This is a genomic window from Kitasatospora sp. NPDC024654, from assembly GCF_055559155.1.
This window is the reverse complement of record NZ_JBVHLF010000117.1, coordinates 1-16,793: the sequence shown is the minus strand read 5'-3', so window position 1 is coordinate 16,793 and position 16,793 is coordinate 1. Positions and strand designations below refer to the sequence as shown.

The 16,793-nt window shown below is 72.8% G+C and carries 12 protein-coding genes and 2 pseudogenes; 4 read left to right on the top strand and 10 right to left on the bottom strand.

Annotated elements, in window-relative coordinates:
- Positions 1-314 precede the first annotated feature (314 nt).
- Both ACZ38L_RS35265 and ACZ38L_RS35260 read left to right on the top strand, forming a co-directional pair.
- Positions 315-2,084 carry a methyltransferase gene (locus tag ACZ38L_RS35265; protein ID WP_465701369.1) on the top strand — a complete coding sequence of 590 codons (1,770 nt, stop codon included), beginning with the start codon at positions 315-317 and terminating at the stop codon, positions 2,082-2,084.
- A 32-nt stretch (positions 2,085-2,116) separates the two neighbouring features.
- Positions 2,117-4,483, top strand: a complete 2,367-nt coding sequence (locus ACZ38L_RS35260; RefSeq protein ID WP_465701367.1) for an SDR family NAD(P)-dependent oxidoreductase — start codon at positions 2,117-2,119, stop codon at positions 4,481-4,483.
- A 147-nt stretch (positions 4,484-4,630) separates the two neighbouring features.
- Here the strand turns inward: ACZ38L_RS35260 and ACZ38L_RS35255 are convergent, their stop codons facing one another.
- Positions 4,631-5,347 (bottom strand): SDR family oxidoreductase, encoded by a 717-nt coding sequence (locus tag ACZ38L_RS35255; RefSeq protein ID WP_465701365.1) that lies wholly within the window; start codon positions 5,345-5,347, stop codon positions 4,631-4,633.
- Between the two features lie 71 nt (positions 5,348-5,418).
- Here ACZ38L_RS35255 and ACZ38L_RS35250 point away from each other — a divergent pair, with 71 nt between their 5' ends.
- Positions 5,419-6,234 carry a helix-turn-helix transcriptional regulator gene (locus ACZ38L_RS35250; protein ID WP_465701363.1) on the top strand — a complete coding sequence of 272 codons (816 nt, stop codon included), beginning with the start codon at positions 5,419-5,421 and terminating at the stop codon, positions 6,232-6,234.
- Positions 6,235-6,635: 401 nt separating this feature from the next.
- Here ACZ38L_RS35250 and ACZ38L_RS35245 read toward each other — a convergent pair.
- From ACZ38L_RS35245 to ACZ38L_RS35205, 9 genes and pseudogenes are all read right to left on the bottom strand, one after another.
- A pseudogene (locus tag ACZ38L_RS35245) lies at positions 6,636-7,160 on the bottom strand (ABC transporter ATP-binding protein); the annotation flags it as partial.
- Positions 7,157-8,188, bottom strand: a complete 1,032-nt coding sequence (locus tag ACZ38L_RS35240; RefSeq protein WP_465701360.1) for a FecCD family ABC transporter permease — start codon at positions 8,186-8,188, stop codon at positions 7,157-7,159. The gene ACZ38L_RS35240 and the pseudogene ACZ38L_RS35245, both read right to left, overlap by 4 nt.
- Before the next feature lie 19 nt (positions 8,189-8,207).
- Entirely contained in the window at positions 8,208-9,218 is a 1,011-nt protein-coding gene (locus ACZ38L_RS35235) for an ABC transporter substrate-binding protein (protein WP_465701357.1), read from the bottom strand.
- A gap of 639 nt (positions 9,219-9,857) precedes the next feature.
- Positions 9,858-10,223: a hypothetical protein gene (locus ACZ38L_RS35230; protein WP_465701355.1), complete on the bottom strand. Its 366-nt coding sequence runs from the start codon at positions 10,221-10,223 to the stop codon at positions 9,858-9,860.
- Complete coding sequence (locus ACZ38L_RS35225) at positions 10,123-12,063, bottom strand: CoA transferase (RefSeq protein ID WP_465701352.1); 1,941 nt, start codon at positions 12,061-12,063, stop codon at positions 10,123-10,125. The genes ACZ38L_RS35230 and ACZ38L_RS35225 overlap by 101 nt, the downstream gene beginning before the upstream one ends.
- A 33-nt stretch (positions 12,064-12,096) precedes the next feature.
- Positions 12,097-12,471: a 3-hydroxyacyl-CoA dehydrogenase family protein gene (locus tag ACZ38L_RS35220; RefSeq protein WP_465701373.1), complete on the bottom strand. Its 375-nt coding sequence runs from the start codon at positions 12,469-12,471 to the stop codon at positions 12,097-12,099.
- Entirely contained in the window at positions 12,417-12,995 is a 579-nt protein-coding gene (locus ACZ38L_RS35215; RefSeq protein WP_465701371.1) for a 3-hydroxyacyl-CoA dehydrogenase family protein, read from the bottom strand. The genes ACZ38L_RS35220 and ACZ38L_RS35215 overlap by 55 nt, the downstream gene beginning before the upstream one ends.
- A 97-nt stretch (positions 12,996-13,092) precedes the next feature.
- Positions 13,093-13,719 (bottom strand): annotated as a pseudogene (locus ACZ38L_RS35210) (acetoacetate decarboxylase); the annotation flags it as partial.
- Between the two features lie 370 nt (positions 13,720-14,089).
- Complete coding sequence (locus tag ACZ38L_RS35205; RefSeq protein ID WP_465701350.1) at positions 14,090-15,472, bottom strand: MFS transporter; 1,383 nt, start codon at positions 15,470-15,472, stop codon at positions 14,090-14,092.
- Between the two features lie 340 nt (positions 15,473-15,812).
- On the opposite strand from ACZ38L_RS35205, the gene ACZ38L_RS35200 reads away from it, so the two are divergent.
- On the top strand, positions 15,813-16,391 hold the full coding sequence (locus ACZ38L_RS35200) for a chloramphenicol phosphotransferase CPT family protein (protein ID WP_465701346.1): 579 nt from the start codon (positions 15,813-15,815) through the stop codon (positions 16,389-16,391).
- Positions 16,392-16,793: the final 402 nt, after the last annotated feature.

The window sequence follows — 16,793 nt, the reverse complement described above, 5'->3', positions numbered from 1 at the left end:
CGGCCCCATCCCGGAACTCGGCGTCGTACGTACGTCGCTTCCCCACCCTCAACTCCTTATCGGGTCACGACTCCACGCTACGAGGGGAAGCACAGTCGTCCATCGTCACCGATCAGGCCGGCTCGCCGCGGAACGGATCGGCGGTGCCCACAGCCGGCCACGGAGGGCCGTCGGTTTCCAGAAGGAATCCGCACCTGATCGGCCGAACTTCGACCCGGTTACCATTCGAACGTCAAGTCGCGCCTATTATCGATCATCTGATCAAGCATCAGTCATGAATGCTTGTGCAAGACAGTCGATCAAGGGGAGTTGACATGGCAGTCCGGCTCGACTGGACCGCTGGGCTCGACCAGGCCGATCAAGCGGCACTCGACGAGGCCCTCGCCTTCGTCCAACACGCGGACACCGCCGCGGTTCTGACGGGCCTGCTCCCTGGGCTCGACGAGCACCAGCGGGCCTCGATATCCACCCACTGCGCCCTGGCCCACGCGGCCGCCCTGGTCTTCCCGGCCTCGCGCGAACAGCTGATCACCGGCCTGCGGGCGGCAGGACTGACCGTCGCCGGGCCGGTGCCGAGCGTGGTGGTCCGGGACCGGCTGAGCGCGCGCCACGGCGTGCCCGCGGTGGAGTTGGACGTGGCGATCGTGCACGTCCGTCTCCCGGCGGGCGAGGGCGACGCCCGGATGGTCGAGCTCTTCGTGCTGCCGGTGCCACCGGGCTCGCCGCTGGAGCGAATAGCCGAGCGGGAGCGGACCGAGCGCAACGAGCCGCACCTGGCGCTGGAGGTCGGCACCCGGGACGCCGTGCTCCTGGCCGGACTCGGCGCTCTGCTGACCGGCCCGGGCGGGCTGTCCCCCGACGGCGGTGGCCACAACGCGCTGGAGGACTGCACGGTGCTGTACTTCCGCAGCGCCGGCGCGACCCGCCTGGACCGGTACCGCCGGCTGGAGCTGCGGGTGCCCGGTCACCACCACGCAGTGCTCGCCGCGCACCTCGCGCACCCGGAGCGCTCCGCGGACGAGCCTGAGCACACCACGGACGAGCCGGCCAAGCGGCTGCTGGAGCTGATGACCGGCGCCTGGACCACCCAGGCGATCGCGGTGGCCGCCGAACTGGGCCTGCCCGACCGGTTGCCCGGCCGGGTCGGTGAGCTGGCCGAGCAACTCGCCGTCGACCCCGACGCGCTGGCCCGGCTGCTGCGCCACCTCGCGGCCGTGGGCGTGGTGGCGCCGAGCGAGGACACCGCGGGCGGCCGCGCGGCGGACGGCCACCCGGGCGAGGCCTACACCCTCACCGCGACCGGCGAACCGCTGCGCCGCACCGCCCCGCACTCGCTGCGCCCGCTCGCCCTGCTCTACGGCGGGCCGTTCTACCAGTCCTTCGGCGCGCTGGCCCACGCCGTGCGCACTGGGCGGGAGGGCTTCGCGCACCTCTTCGGCCAGGGCCACTTCGACTACTTCGCCGAACGCCCGGCCCTGGCCGAGCTGTTCGACACGGCGATGGCCGCCAGCGCGCCGATGTTCGAGCCCGTCCCCGAACTGGCCGATCTCGGCGAGGCCCGCGTGGTGGTGGACATCGCCGGCGGCAACGGCGAGTTGCTCGGCCGCGTCCTGAACCACGCACCCCACCTGCGCGGCGTCCTCCTCGAACGGGCCCACGTGCTGGACCGGGCCCGCAGGCACCTGACCGAGGCTGGTTGCGCGGACCGCTGCGAGCTGGCGGCCGGCGACTTCACCCGGGACGTACCGACCGGTGGCGACGTCTACCTGCTCTCCCGGGTGCTGCACGACTGGGACGACGCGCGGTGCTTGGCCATCCTGCGCCACTGCGCGTCGAGCATCCGCCCCGGCGCCCGGCTGCTGCTGGTGGAGCGCCTGCTGCCGAGCGACGGCCGGGCCGCCCTGGCGGTCGCCTGGGACCTGCACATGCTGTGCAACGTGGGCGGCCGGGAGCGCACCGCCGAGCACTACCGACAGCTGCTGGACGCCGCCGGGTTCGACCTGGTGTCGGTGCACGGCCTGCCACTGGACGGCAGCCTGCTGCAGGCCCGGCGCCGGCCGGCGGCCTCCCCGCCCAGCGTCTGACCACCCACCCGCCCGTCTCCCCGGAGCCCGCCGTGCCGTCCGCCCCGCCCTCGCCCGAGATTCCCGAAATACCCGACCTCACGCTCGCCGATTTGCTGCTGCGCCTGCCGCCCGGCGCCGGGCAGCGCACCGCGCTGGTCGACGCGGCCACCGGCGAGCGGTGGACCCACCAGGAGCTCCGGGAGCGAGCCCTGACCGCCGCGGCCGAGTACCGCCGCGCCGGGGTGACCCCGGGGGAGCGGGTGCTGCTCAGCCTGCCCAACGGCGTCGACTTCGCCGCCGGGCTGCTGGGGCTGCTCGCCGCGGGCGCCGTGGTCAGCCCGGTCGGCCACCGCACCCCCGGGCCCGAACTCACCCGGCAGGGTGCGCTGATCGGCGCTCGGCGGCTGCTGACCGGCCCGGCGGCTCGGCTCGGACACCTCGACGCCGCCCGTGCCGAGGTCCCGGCGACACCGGCCGGGCTCGCGCTGCTGCCCTGGTCCTCGGGCACCACCGGCAGCCCCAAGCCGGTCGCCGTCACCCACCGCAACGTGGTGGCCGGCCTGGTCCAGCTGGCCGCCGCCCAGCCGCTGCGACCGGACGACGTGCTGCTCGGGGTGCTGCCGTTCAGCCACCTCTTCGGGATGCAGTACATCCTCAACCACGCGCTGCTGTCCGGCGCGAGCGTGGTGCTGCTGCCGCGCTGGGACGCCGCGGCGGCGCTGCGCGCGGTCGGCGAGCACGGGATCACCCTGCTGCACGCCGTGCCGCCGATGGTGCACGACCTGGCCGAACACGCGGAGCGGGCGCAGCGGCCCGGCGGGGGACCCTGGGAGCTCGGCAGCCTCGAGCAGGTACTCAGCGGCGGCGCCCCGCTGGCGGCCGGGACCGCGGCGCGTTGCGAGCGGGCGCTCGGCGTGCGGGTGGACGGCGCCTACGGCCTCACCGAGGTCAACACCTGCCACTTCACCCGGCGCGACGCGGCTCCCCGCCCCGGCTCCAGCGGGCATCCGGTGCCCGGCACCGAGTACCGGGTGGTCCGGCCGACCGGGCAGGCCGACGGCCCGTCGGGCCACGGCGAAGCGGCCGGCTGGGCGGAGGGCGTGGGTGAACTCCTGCTGCGCGGCCCGCAGGTGGCCGAGGGCTACCTGGACGAGAGCGGCCGGCTGGTCCGGAGCACCGACGCCGAGGGATGGTTGGCCACCGGCGACCTGGCCCAGATCGACGCGGACGGCTGCCTCCACGTGGTCGACCGCCTGAAGGACATCATCAAGTACAACGGCCACCAGATCTCCCCCACCGAGGTCGAGGCGGTGCTGCACGACCACCCGGCCGTGGCCGACGCCGCCCTGGTCCCGGTGCCCGACCCGCGGGCCGGCCAGCTCCCGGTGGCCTGCGTGGTGCCGGCCACCGGGGTCCGACTCACGTCGGAACTCGCCGCTGAGATACAGGAGTTCGTCGCCGACCGGTTGCCCGTCCAGAAGAAGCCGCGACGGGTGGTGGAGGTGCCGCGGATCGAGCGGACCGCCTCCGGCAAGCCGCTGCGCCGCCTGCTCGTACCCGCCCTCACGCCGGGTCCCACGCCGCCCGTCCCGCGCCCGGGGCCGACCGCCGACCGGCGGCCCGAGCTCACCGGGCGGACCGTGCTGGTCACCGGCGGCTCGCGCGGCCTGGGACGGGCGCTGGCCGAGGCCTTCCTCGAGCACGGCGCCCGGGTCGCCGTCACCGGCCGCGACCGGGCCGCGCTCGCCGAGGTGCACACCGCGCTCGCCCCGCGCGGCGAGCTGCGCACCGACGTCGTCGACAGCACCGACCACACCGCACTGCGTGAGCTGGCGGCGCGGCTGCGCTCCGACTGGGGAGGCGTGGACGTCCTGGTGGCCAACGCCGGAGCGCCCGGGCCGTGCGGGCCCGCCTGGGAGAACGACCCCGACGAGTGGTGGTCCGCCCAGGAAGCCAACGTCCGCGGCACCTTCCTCACCTGCCACGCCTTCGTGCCGCAGCTGATCGAGCGCGGCGGACGGATCATCACCATCGCCAGCAACGCCGGCCGGCACCGCTGGCCGCACATGTCGGCCTACTCGGTCTCCAAGGCGGCGGTGACCAAGTTCACCGAGAACCTGGCCGCCGAACTGCGCCCGCACGGCGTGCCTGCCTTCGCGTACCACCCGGGCCTGCTCACCATCGGCATGGCCACCCGCCAGCTCGACGGTCACCCCGAACCGGACACCTGGGACGAGCGGATCCAACGCTGGTACCTGCGCGAACACGCCGCGGGCCGAACCACCCCGACCGACCTGAGCACCCACGGCGCCCTCCTCCTCGCCGCCGGCGCCGCCGACCACCTCTCCGGCGAGTACCTGACCCCCGACCATCCGGCCCTCACCGGCAAGCCGGACGAAGGAGACCGACACACCTGAGACGCGCCGAGTCGGTCTCGGACCAGGAACCGTGCCCGGCATCCGTCCTCCGGGTCCATGGCCAGGTCTCGACGATCCGTGGTCCGATCCGCCGAGCCTGGACCACCCACCGCTGGGACGCCCGTCCCCGGCGCCGCCCGTGACCGATCACCAGGGCACGGGCGTTCCGTCCCAGGAGAAGAACCCACCGGTGGGGCCGTCGTCCGGCAGCAGGGCCAGGCGGAGGGCACCCCGCGCCGCCTCGGCCGGGTCGCCGCCGGCAGCGGCGGCCAGGGGGTTGAGATCGGTGGCCCGCAGGCCGGGGGCGAGCGCGTTGACCTTGAAGCCGTCCTCGGCCAGCGTCTGGGCGTAGAGGACGGTGAGGGCGTTGAGGGCGGCCTTGGAGGACCGGTACGCGGCGGCGCCACCGCTTCCCGGCGTGAACTGGGGGTTGGGGTTGGTACTCCAGGTCAGCGACGCGGTGCCACTGGAGATGTTGACGATGCGCGGGCGCGGGGACCGGCGCAGGGCGGGCAGGAAGGCGTTGGTCACCGCCACCACCCCGAACACGTTGGTCTCGTACGTGCGCCGGTACTCCTCGACGCCGGTGTCGGCCGGCGGGGCGAGTGACGGTGAGATGCCGGCGTTGTTGACCAGCACGTCCAGGCGGTCCACCTGAGCCGCGGCCCGTGCGATGCCGCCGGGATCCGTCACGTCGAGGACCAGCAGGCGGGCCCCGGCGCCGATCTCCTCGACGGCCCGCTGCCCGCGCCCGGGGTCGCGGGAGCCCACGTACACGGTGAGGCCCTCGGCGGCGAGCAGTCGGGCGATATGCTGGCCGATGCCCTTGTTGGCACCGGTGACCAGAGCTGTGCGTTCGTTCATGGCGACCATGCTTCCCCGGTCGTGGACGCCCTGCCAGGGACAGCCTGTACCAGGCAGCGGGAGGAGACGACATGGCGCGGCAGGAGCTGGCCCACTACCTGCGGGACCGCCGGGCGGCCCTGACTCCGCACGAGATCGGCCTGACGCCGACGGGCACCGCCCGCCGCACACCGGGTCTGCGCCGCGAAGAGGTGGCGGAGCTCGCCCACATGTCGGTCGACTACTACACGCGGCTGGAGCAGGCCCGGGGGCCGCGGCCGTCGGCCCGGATCCTGGACGCGCTGGCCCGCGCGCTACGGCTCACGCCGGCCGAGCGCAGCCACCTGTTCCGCCTGGCGGGTTCGAGCGCGCCGCCCGGCACCAGCGCCGTGCGGCGGGTGCGCCCGCACGTGGCCCGGATGCTGGAGCGGCTGCCGGAGACCGGTGCCATCGTCACTGACGCGGCCTATGGCGTCGTCGCCTGGAACCCCCTGGCCCGGGCACTGCTCCGCGCCGACCCTGGAGGCGGGCCGACGAACCTGGCCCGGCGCCGCTTCCTGAGCCAGGAGCGGACGTACGAGAGCTCCAGTGCCGAGGAATTCGGGCACATCGTGGTGGCGCGGCTGCGCCGGGCCGCGGACCGCTACCCGCATGACCCGCAGCTGGCCGCCCTGCTGGCCGAACTGCACGCCGGCAGTGAGGAGTTCCGGCAGATCTGGCAGGCGCGTCCGGTCCACGCGCCCGGGCACCGCACCAAGACCCTGGACCATCCGGAGGCCGGATCGCTGCGGTTGAACTGCGACGTCCTGCTCGTGCCCGAGGACGACCAGGAGGTCGTCCTGATAACGGCCGATCCCGGATCACCTGCCGCGCGGACCCTGTGCAGGCTGGCCGGGCAGGCGACCTGACACGAAGGACGCGCACAGGTCTCCCCGGCGGCCGCGGAGCTTCGCGACCATCGAACGGGACACCCCACGGGCCGGACGGGCCCCACCGCTCGGTGGGCCGGCTCGGGGCGCGGGCGTCGGCGGCGTCAGGTCCGGTCGCCGCCGCGCAGCGGGGTGACCACGGGGCGGCCTCCCGCGTCCGTGGTCACCGACACGCGGGCCGCGTAGACCCGGGCGATCACCTCCTGGGTGATGACCTCGGCGGGCGTGCCGCTCGCCTCGACCCGTCCCTTGTCGAGCAGGACCAGCCGGTCGGCGTACTGGGCGGCGGTGGTCAGGTCGTGCAGGGTGATGACCACGGTCAGGCGCTGCGTGCCGCGCAGCTCGTCCACGAGATCCAGGACGTGCTGCTGGTGTCCGAGGTCCAGCGCGGAGGTGGGTTCGTCGAGCAACAGCAGCCGGGGTTCCTGCGCCAGCGCCCGGGCGAGCGCGGCGCGTTGCCGTTCACCGCCGGAGAGCGCGGCCAGGCGGCGGTCGGCGTAGTGGCTGAGGTCGAGGGCGCCCAGGGTCCTCGCCGCAGCCCGGCGGTCGTGCTCGCCGGGGGTCGCGAGGTAGCCGAGGTGCGGGGTGCGGCCCAGCAGCACGTACTCCTGGACCGTCATGTCCGGCGGCAGGACGGGCGCCTGTGGCACGTAGGCGATCAGTCGGGCCCTCTCGCGGGTGCGCAGGCCTGCGACGTCGGTGCCGTGGACGTGGACCGTGCCGCGGTGGGGGAGGAGGCCGGCGATCGCGCGCAGCAGGGTCGACTTGCCGGCGCCGTTGGGGCCGATCAGCGCCAGCCAGCCGCCCGGGGTGACGGCGCAGGAGACCGAGCGCACGACGGGGGTGCGGTCCAGGTCGACGTCGAGCCCGGCCACGTCGAGCCCGTTCTCGGTGCCGGTGCTCATGTGCGCACCGAGCGGGTGGAGCGCAGGATCCAGACGAACGCCGGTGAGCCGATCAGCGCGGTGACGACGCCGATGGGCAGCTCGGCCGGTGCCACCACGGTACGGGCGAGCGTGTCGGCGAGCACCAGGAAGCCGGCGCCGAACAGCAGGGACAGCGGCAGGACCAGCCGATAGGAGGACCCGGCCAGCCGGCGCACCGCGTGCGGCACGATGATCCCGACGAAGCCGATCAGCCCGCTCACCGCCACGGCGCTCGCGGCGGCCAGCGCGCAGCCGGCCACGACGATCAGCCTGGTGCGGCCCGGGTGCATGCCCAGCGAGCGGGCCTCCTCGTCGCCGACGGACAGCACGTCGAGGTGGCGCCCGTGCAGCAGCACGACGGTGACGGCGACCGCCAGGTAGGGCAGGATCTGCCCGGTCTGGTGCCAGGTGGCGGCGGACAGGGAACCCAGCAGCCAGGAGTAGACCTGCTGGATGTCCTGGGTGGAGCGCTGCAGCACGTAGGTCTGGACGGCGGTCAGGAACATCGAGACCGCCAGCCCGCCCAGCAGCAGCGTCGAGGTGCCCGGCCCGCCCGCGGATCCGGCCAGGTAGGCGACGGCGACTCCGGCCAGCGACCCGACGAACGCGGCCACCGGTACGGCCGCCGGCGCCGAGGCGCCCAGGTAGACGATGGCCATCGTGGCACCGAGGCCGGCCCCCGCCGACGAGCCCAGCAGCGAGGAGTCGACCAGGGGATTGCGGAACACGCCCTGGTAGCCCGCGCCGGCCAGCGAGAGCGCCCCGCCGACCAGGGCTCCGAGCACCACCCGGGGCAGCCGGATCTGGAAGAGCACCGCGCGGTCCAGCGGGCTGAGCCCCGAGGACGGGTGCACGAACGGAAGCCGGTCCAGCAGCGCGGCAGCCGTCGCGAGCGGGTTGAGGTCCGCCGCCCCCGCCATGGCGCCGACGAGCACCGCGGCGGCCAGGAAGGCCACCGCGATGCCGTAGGCACGTACGGTGCGAGTGCGCGACCGGCTCCCGCTCATCACTGCTGCCCGCCGTGCGTCATCGGGCGGAGGCCTTCTCGACCGCCTGCGCGATCTCCGTGACCAGCTCGGGCAGGCGCGGGCCCCAGCGGGAGGCAACGTCGTCGTTCAGGCCGATGACCTGACTGTTCTTCACCGCCGGGATGCCCGCCCAGCCGGGCCGGGCGGCGACGATCGCGGGGGTCTGCCCGCCGTCGGAGGCCCCGTTGTCCGCGAGGAGGATCAGCTGCGGCTGCGCCGAGACGATGTACTCCTGGGCCAGCTCGGGGTACCCGCCGTCGGAGGCCTTGTCCGCCTGGTCGGCGATGTTCTTCAGGCCGAACAGGGAGGCGATCTGTCCGACGAAGGTCGAGGAGGTCGCCGAGTAGTAGGGACTGGCGCTCACCTCCCAGTAGTAGTTCAGGTTCGCGTGGTCGGTGCCGGCCTGCTTGACCGTGGCGGCGATCTGCGACTTCATGTCGGACACCGTCTGCGCGGCCTGCGCGGTGTGGCCCGAGGCCTGGCCGATCTGGTCGATCTGCTGGTAGGCGTCGTCGAGCGTCGCCGCCGCGGGCTCGATCAGCACCGGCACGCCGAGCTTGGTGAGTCCGGCGACCAGCCCGTTGGAGTCCTGCGAGGCGATGACCAGGTCCGGGTTGTACTTGACGATCGCCTCGATGTTCGGGGTCAGCCCGCTGAGGGTGGAGGTCGGCACACCGGCGGGGTAGTTGGAGGTCGAGTCCACCGCGACGACCTGCTTGCCCGCCCCCACGGCGTACAGGTCCTCGGTCGCCGTCGGCGAGAGCGAGACGATGTGCTTCGGCTGGCTCTTGATGGTGACGCCGCCGTTCGAGGGGCTCACCGTGACCGGGAACGACGCGGCGGCCGACGACGCGGAGGACGAAGCGGACGCGGCGGTGCCGCCGGAACTCTTGGAGCCGCTGCAGCCGGCTATCACGGCCGTGGCCGCGATGATGGCGGTCGCCGTGGACAGGGCGCGGACGAGCGGCGTGCGCCGAAGCGGCCGGAGCCGGTCAGGGTGGGGCGCCATGCGCCACTTCCTCCCGTGAGGGCGGGAAGAGGCCGATCCGTGACCGACCGTGCCAGAGGCGCGCCGACAGAGAAGGATCGCCCCATCCCACGAGGGTCGATGTCGTAGCGCGGCAGGAGGCGACCTGGCTCGGGCCCCGGTGGAGGGGCCCTCACAGTTGCGGGGCAGCGCCGGACTCGCCCGCATGGTACGGGCCCACCGGCTTCGCTGCCTGGCGCGCTGCCGGAAACCCGCGTGATTCCACGGGTTTCCAACCGCCGAACCCTAACATGCCGACCCCTTGGGGGACCCAACGCGGCCCAGCGATAACGAGCAGGTCACGGCGCCTCGTACCGGCCGGGGAGCACTGTCGCTCGCGTCCGCGCCGGCCGATGCCCGGGGCGGCGCTCCAGGCTGCCGCGGCACCCCGGATCGCGCGGGTCGACCTGGGGAGCCCCACTGCCTCCACCAGAACGTCCTGATGGGCGGTCCCGTCCCGGTGTGACCCGCGAAGCCCGCTGCCCGCCGGGGGACTGCCGGGACCCACCGCGGTCGCCGCCGACTTCGCCGCTGACTTTGACTCCTGCCAATTCCAGCCGCTGGAAAGACTACTGATGGATCGTCATAGTGTGTGCTTGGCTGGTGTCACGCCCCGGCCGGTCAGCTGTTGACGCCCCAGCTGGTGACTCCGTTGGTGTGGTCGACGACCTCGGCCATGATGGTGTTGGGCGGGCTGTCGGGGTACCAGGGGGACTGGGCGGTGCTGAACGAGTCGTAGATGATGAAGCCGCTGTCCCAGACGATGAACTCGCAGTGGCCGTCGGTCCGGGTCGGGACGATGGCCTGGGTGTCCTGGGTGACACCGCCGTAGGGTTGGAGTTCGATCTTCTGGTCGGCGGTGCAGGCGGGTGTCGAGATCCAGTGGTCACCCTCGTTGGCGGCGAAGGCGGGAGCGGACAGCGCGAGTGCGGTGCCGGCCGCGATGACGGTGACCGCGGTGCGCAGCGACGTGCGGCGAGAAAGCATGGTTCGATTCCCTCCCGAAGGCCGGCCGCGGTGGCCGGCCTTGATCGAGTCCCATGGCGGCCCGTGGCGGGCTGGCCGGGCCCCAACCTATGCCAGCCGTCGCGCCCGGGGAATGGTGTGACCGACCGCGGTCAATTTCTCGGCTGCCGATCGAGGAGGTCGAGGACGTCCTCTTCGCGGACGGCGGCCGCGAGGTGGAGAGGATGCGGCGCCGCTCGTTCGAGCTGCGCAGGAGGGGGAAACCGCTGTGCCCGGCTCCGCCACGGGGCCGGGCAAGCGGTTTCTGTCGGATCGTCAGGTCCGCTCGTCCTGCAAGGGGTGCGCGCGGCGGGGAGGCTGCCGGGCGGACGGTCAGGCGGTGGGCAGCCACTCGGCGCGCTGGGAGCCACGCGGAACGAGGATCTGCCGGTACTCGCCGGGGGTGCCGGACGTCCGCACCTGGTCGGTGATGCCCTGGTAGTGGCCGAGGGGGGGTCTCGGCGGTGAAGAGTTCCGGGTCCGGGTAGGCGTGCGGCCCGCCGGTGCCGGCGATCCGCCGCGCGTAGGCCTGGTCGAAGACGCCCATGGACAGGATCCACAGGGCGACCCGGGAGAGCGAGACGTGGACGCGGTAGCTGCCGCCGTCCACCGCCCGGCGGCGCAGCGCCTCGGCGATACCGGCCGTCAGGAACCAGGAGACCAGGTAGTCGTTGACGACGGTGATGGGCGGCAGGGCCGGCTGGTCGCCGTCGCCCTCCAGGTGCAGCAGGCCGGTGAGCGCGCCCGCGGTCTGGTCGAAGTCCAAGTAGTCCTTCCACGGCCCGCTCAGCCCGTTGAGGGAGACCGTGGTGTGGATCAGGCCGGGGCGGCGGGCGATGGCCTCCTGCCCGGACAGGCCGATGGAGTCGAGGAAGCCGGGGCGGCGGTTGGCGTAGAAGACGTCGGCGCCGGCCTGGAGTTCGTGGATCTTGGCAAGGCCCTCCGGCGTGTACGGGCTCACCGTGGCGGAGCGCACGCCCACGCTGGTGGTGAGGTAGGTGACGTCGTGCTCCAACTCGTACGGCCGCCAGAGGTTGAGCACGTCCGCGCCGTGCAGGGCCAGTGCGCGGCCGGCGCCGGCGCCGGCGATGATGTGGCCCATGCCGAGCGCGCGCACGCCGTCGAACGGGGCGGTGGGGTTGGCGGGGAGCGGCTCAGGCTCGCTGTCGCCGACCTTGGTGATCTCCACCAGCGGCAGGTTGGCCAGGACCTCGGTGTACTGGGGCTCGGCCAGGATCTCGCCGGGCGTGCACACTATGGGCATCACGCACCCGGCCTCCGCGCCGGCCCGCTCCAGCTCGAGGGCGTTCCATCGGGAGATCGCGGCCGCGACCTGCTCGGGGACATCGCCGACGCCGAGCAGCTTCTGCGCGGCGACCTTGATGTTCGGGTGGATGTTGAACGGCATCATCCAGCGGCCGTCGGCGGTGCGGTAGAAGTTGTTGACGAAGGCCATGTTGATGATGGACGGGGTGCCGCCGGTGTAGCCGTTGAGCAGTTCCCACTTCTGCTCGTAGAAGGGGCAGAGGCGGTGCGGGCCGACGCGCAGGTCCATGTGGATGTCCTGGCCGCGGCCGGTGCGGTCCTTCCACAGCGCGGCGATGGCGGCGGACTTGGCGACCAGGCTGATGCCGGAGGCCGCGCCCAGGCGCAGGGTGCTGGGGACGACCGCGTCGGCGCCCTCGAAGGTGATCGTTCCGCCGGTGTCCTCGGGCTTCAGTCCGATGCCGGCGAGCACCTCGGCCGCCTCGGCGTGGACGTCGAAGACGTCGTCGGTGGCCGGGGCGGCGATCGCCTTGGTGATCTTTTCGGTGAGGGACATGATTTCTTCGCTTCCCAGGTCTCGGTGGGTGGATCAGATGCCGGAGTCCGGCGTTTCGCCCAAGGCGCGCATGAGGGCGATCTGCGCGCGGTCGCGTTCGGCGGCGAGTTCCTCGACGGTGCCGTCGCCGAAGGGTTGGCGTGCCTGGTCGGTCAGCAGGGCGGTGGTGGCCTCGTCGAAGGTGGGGTTGCCCAGGGCCGGCCACATGCTGGTTTCCATGGCGCGGCCGAGGTGCTCGATGAAGTGCGGCAGACCGCCCGGGCCGCCGCCGAGGTGGAAGGTGCGGAAGGGTCCGGCGACGGCCCAGCGCATGCCGATGGAGGCGGTGACGATGCCGTCGAGTTCCTGCTCGGTCACCACGCCCTGGGCAACGAGGTTGACGCACTCGCGGAAGAGCGCGGACTGCAGGCGGTTGGCGACGAAGTCGGGGATCTCCTTGCCAGCACCTGCGGCTTCTTGCCGAGCGCGGTGTAGAAGTCCTTGGCCTGCTGGACGGTCCGGGGGGAGGTCTCCGTGCCGGGCACGACCTCCATCAGCGGCACGAGGTGCGGCGGGTTGAAGGGGTGGCCGACGATGAGGCGCTCGGGCTGCCGCATGGCGTTGGCGATGGTGGTGGCCGGGATGCTGGAGGTCGAGGTGGCCAACAGTGCGTGGGCGGGGCGGCCTGCTCGACGGTCCGCCAGATCTGCTGCTTGCTCCAGGCGCTCGGGGCCGTTCTCCTGCACGATGTCGGTGCCGGCGACGGCGGTGGCCAGGTCGGCCTCGAAGCCGAGCCGGTCGGTGAGGTTCTCGGTGGGCGGGCCGAGTGCGGCCAGGGCGGGGGTGATCTCCTCCAGGCCGGCCCGGACGAGGCCCTCGATGTCGGGGCGCGGGTCGTTGATGACGACGTCGAGCCCGCGGGCGAGGAAGAGACCGGCCCAGGAGACGCCGATGACGCCGCCGCCGATGATCGCGGCGCGCTGGTAGGAGTCCAGCGTGGGCGCGGACGTGGTGGACGTGATCGCGGACCTTTCCGTACGAGGGGCCGTCTCAGGCGGCGAGGTAGTCGTGGACCGGCTCGACCGGGTTGAGGCTCAGGTCGGTGACGATGTGGCTGGCGCTGACGACCTCCAGGACGGGCAGGTCGGCCAGCGGGGCCATCACGTGGGCGAAGAGCTCCAGGCGCGCCGGGGCGGTGAAGGCGCTCTTGATGGTGACGTCGGTGATCCGGGTGCGGACCAGCTCGCAGATGCGGAGGGTGCCGTCGTAGTTGGGGACGGTCTTGACCATGAAGTTGGGAGAGCAGATCTCCGCGCGGGCCTCGGCGGGGTCCATGGCGTAGTGGTTGTAGCCCATGGTGGCGGTGGCCACCCGCAGGGTGCCGTAGTCGAGGATGCCGACCAGGGTGTCGGAGTCGACGTGGAGCTTGGGGGAACCGGACTTCTTCGGGTACGCGCTGAACTCGCGGCCGCTGGAGATCGCTGGGACGCTGTCCACGTACATCGCGAGGTTGAACTCGCCCGCCTCGTTCTCGTGTTCGACGGCGATGAGCTGGCCCGCCTCGGTGTAGTCGCCCAGACCGGTGGTGTCGGGCATCCGCGTGATCTCGAAGCGGACGATCGGCTCGGTCACGGTCAGCGGCTCGGGGACGATCCGGCGCGGCGCGTCGGGGGCGGTGTCAGCCTCCTCCCGGAACGCCTCCGCGAATTCCCCATCCCCGGACTCGCCTTCGTCCCGCTACGAGGAGCGTCCCCCTACTTGACGACCACCCTGGTTGCCGTACACCGCCCGGAGGCGGACGCGGCCGGACTTCGCCTGCTGGATCTGATCACCCGCCACACCTCCGCGTGACCCCCTGCCGGGGCGCGTACCCGTCCCCGGGTACGGCTGGACGCAGACGGCCACCGCCCGGTGCCCGTGGACAACCCGCCACCGTACAGGGCTTCGACAACCGCGGGAACACCGCGCGGCCGGACCCTCGGCGGCCCCAATGACGAGTACGGCTACGCCGCTTGACCAGCGGCGATGACTTTTCGAGCGCACGGGCTCAGTTCGTCGCGGCGGCAGCTGGCACGCGCACCACCGCGGGGTGCGGCCAGCTGTGGTGGTGCCGGTCGATGACGTAGTGGTGGCCGTGGCTCCAGCTGCCGGTCTCGGTGCGGTGGGCGTCGGCGAGGTGGGGGTGGCCGACGGGCAGGTCGGTGTGCACGTGGTCCAGCGTGTCGGGGTCGCGGCGCGGCCAGAGCAGCGTGGCGCCGGTGGCCGAGGCGAGTGCGATGACGCCGAGCACGACGGCGGTGACCGGTAGGCCGGCTCCGGCCGCGACCCAGCCGGCCAGCGGGTAGGTGAGCAGCCAGCACGAGTGGGAGAGGGAGAACTGGGCGGCGAAGGCGGCGGGCAGGTCCGGATCGGCGGCGGAGCGGCGGACCACCCGGCCGCCCGGGGTGAGGACCGCCGAGCTGCCCGAGCCGACCACCGCCCAGGCGAGCAGCAGGGCGGGCCAGCTCCAGGGGCCGGGGGCGGCGGCGGTGAGCGCCGCGGTGGCGCCGAGCACGACGGGCAGTGCGAACGCGGCGGGCAGCATGGCCGTCCGGTCGTTCACCTTGTGCAGCAGGCGGGGCATCAGCAGGGCAGTGATCATGGAGCCGGCCCCGTAGGCGCCGAGCGCGACCGAGACGTCGCCGGCGGAGCGGTGGAAGTGCGTCTGGACCACGACGACGGTGTTGACGAAGACGATCGCGCCGGCCGCGGCGACCGCGAGGTCGAGCGCGAGCAGTGCGCGCAGCCGCGGGGTGGCCCAGTACAGCCGGGAGCCGAACACCGCCTTCGAGTAGAAGCCGTCGGCGCGCTCGACCGGGCTCGGCTTGGGCAGGACGGCGGAGACGACCAGGGCGGCGGAGGCCAGGAAGCCGATCACGGTGCCGGTGAACAGCCAGTTGGCGGAGATCACGGTCAGCAGCAGCGCGGCCAGGCCTGGGGAGAACAGGGACTCCAGGTCGTAGGCGAGCCGCGACATGGACAGGGCCTGGGTGTAGTCCCGTTCGGCGGGCAGCACTTCGGGGATGGTGGCCTGGAAGGTCGGGGTGAAGGCGGCGGAGGCGGCCTGCAGCAGCAGGACCGCCAGGTAGATCTGCCAGACCTGGGTGACGAACGGCAGCGCCAGCGCGCCCCCGGCCCGGGTGAGGTCCATGGTGACCATCAGGGGCCGCCGGGGGATCCGGCCGGCCAGGGCGCCGGCGATCGGCGCGATCGCCACGTAGGCGACCATCTTGATCGCCAGGGCGGTGCCAAGCACCGCCGAGGCGTTCTTCCCCGCGATCTTGTACGCCAGCAGGGACAGGGCGACCGTTGCCAGTCCGGTGCCGATCAGGGCGACGACCTGGGCGGTGAACAGGTGGCGGTAGGTACGGTTGCGCAGCACGGACAGCATCGGTCCCGTCCTCGCGGGTCGGCGATGGTGACCGGATCAGCATAGCCAATATGTGCGTACCTTCGCACATATTGGCCGGAGGATGCGGCCGTCGCACCGCGGGAGGAGTTCAGTCGTGGGGCGGCAGGGCGCCGATCCGGTGGTCCGCGACGGGAGGTCGTGGACGCCGTCGGTCGTGGGGAGGTTGGAGCAGCGCGCGGTGGCCCGCAGCAGGCGGAGCGGTTCGCGGGCGCCGGCCGGGACGAGTCGGCCGGCGGGCGGCCAGGCGCAGCTCTCGCGAACCCTGTCGGCCGCTGATATTCCCCTGAACGCGGGACTGGCCACATGTGATCATGCCGATATGACATCCAGTCGGATCATCTTCCTCAATGGCACCTCCAGTTCAGGGAAGTCGAGCATCGCCCGGGAGCTTCTCGACATCCTGGACGACGGCGTCTTCTTCCACCTGGCGGTCGACGGCTTCAACGCGATGCGCAGCAAGCGGGAGCTCGGAGCCGAGGAGCTCGACGCCGCGCTGCGGCGGACCAGGGCGGGCTTCCACCGCTCCATCGCGGCCATGGCCGAGGCGGGCAACGACGTCGTGGTCGACCATGTGCTGAGCGAACCATGGCGGCTGCTCGACTGCCTGACCGTGCTGCGGCCCGAGGGCGTACTGTTCGTCGGCGTCCACTGCCCGCCGGACGAACTGGCCCGCCGCGAGCTCGCCCGGGGCGACCGCCCGCCAGGCCTCGCGGCGCTCCAGTACGACCTCGTGCACGCCCACGGCGACTACGACCTGGAGTGCGACACCAGCGTGGCGAGTCCACGCGAATGCGCGCAGCGGATCAAGGAGTTCCTCCCGCACCGCCCCAGCCCCACCGCCTTCACCCGCCTCCGCCGACGCTACCTGGCGGGCGGTCAGGAACCGCTGACGGCGTGAGACGCGCCTGCTGGACCGTGCCGAGCTCCTCGTGGCCGACACCTGAGCCCCGAGTCCGGCGAGGGTGTGCCGCGGGGTCCTATGCGACCCACTGGCCGATCGCCGCGTACGAGCGGGCGCCGGCCAGCACCGCGCAGGCGGCGATCAGCAGACAGCTCACGGACGGGTGACGCCGATTGGAGAGCGCCCCTCGCATCCAGTGGAAGCATTCGGGTGGATTGCCTACCGGAGCCAAGGAATCGTCAGAAAGCGCGGCATACAGATCTGATGGAGTGTTGGTCGGACTGGCATCGCCGGATGGTGCGGTCTGACCCGAATCCGCAGGTAGTCCGGCGAGCGGTGGGCTGATACGGCGACAGGTGCCCGTGCTGGTTTGAGATGATCGAGGTTCTCTACGCCTGA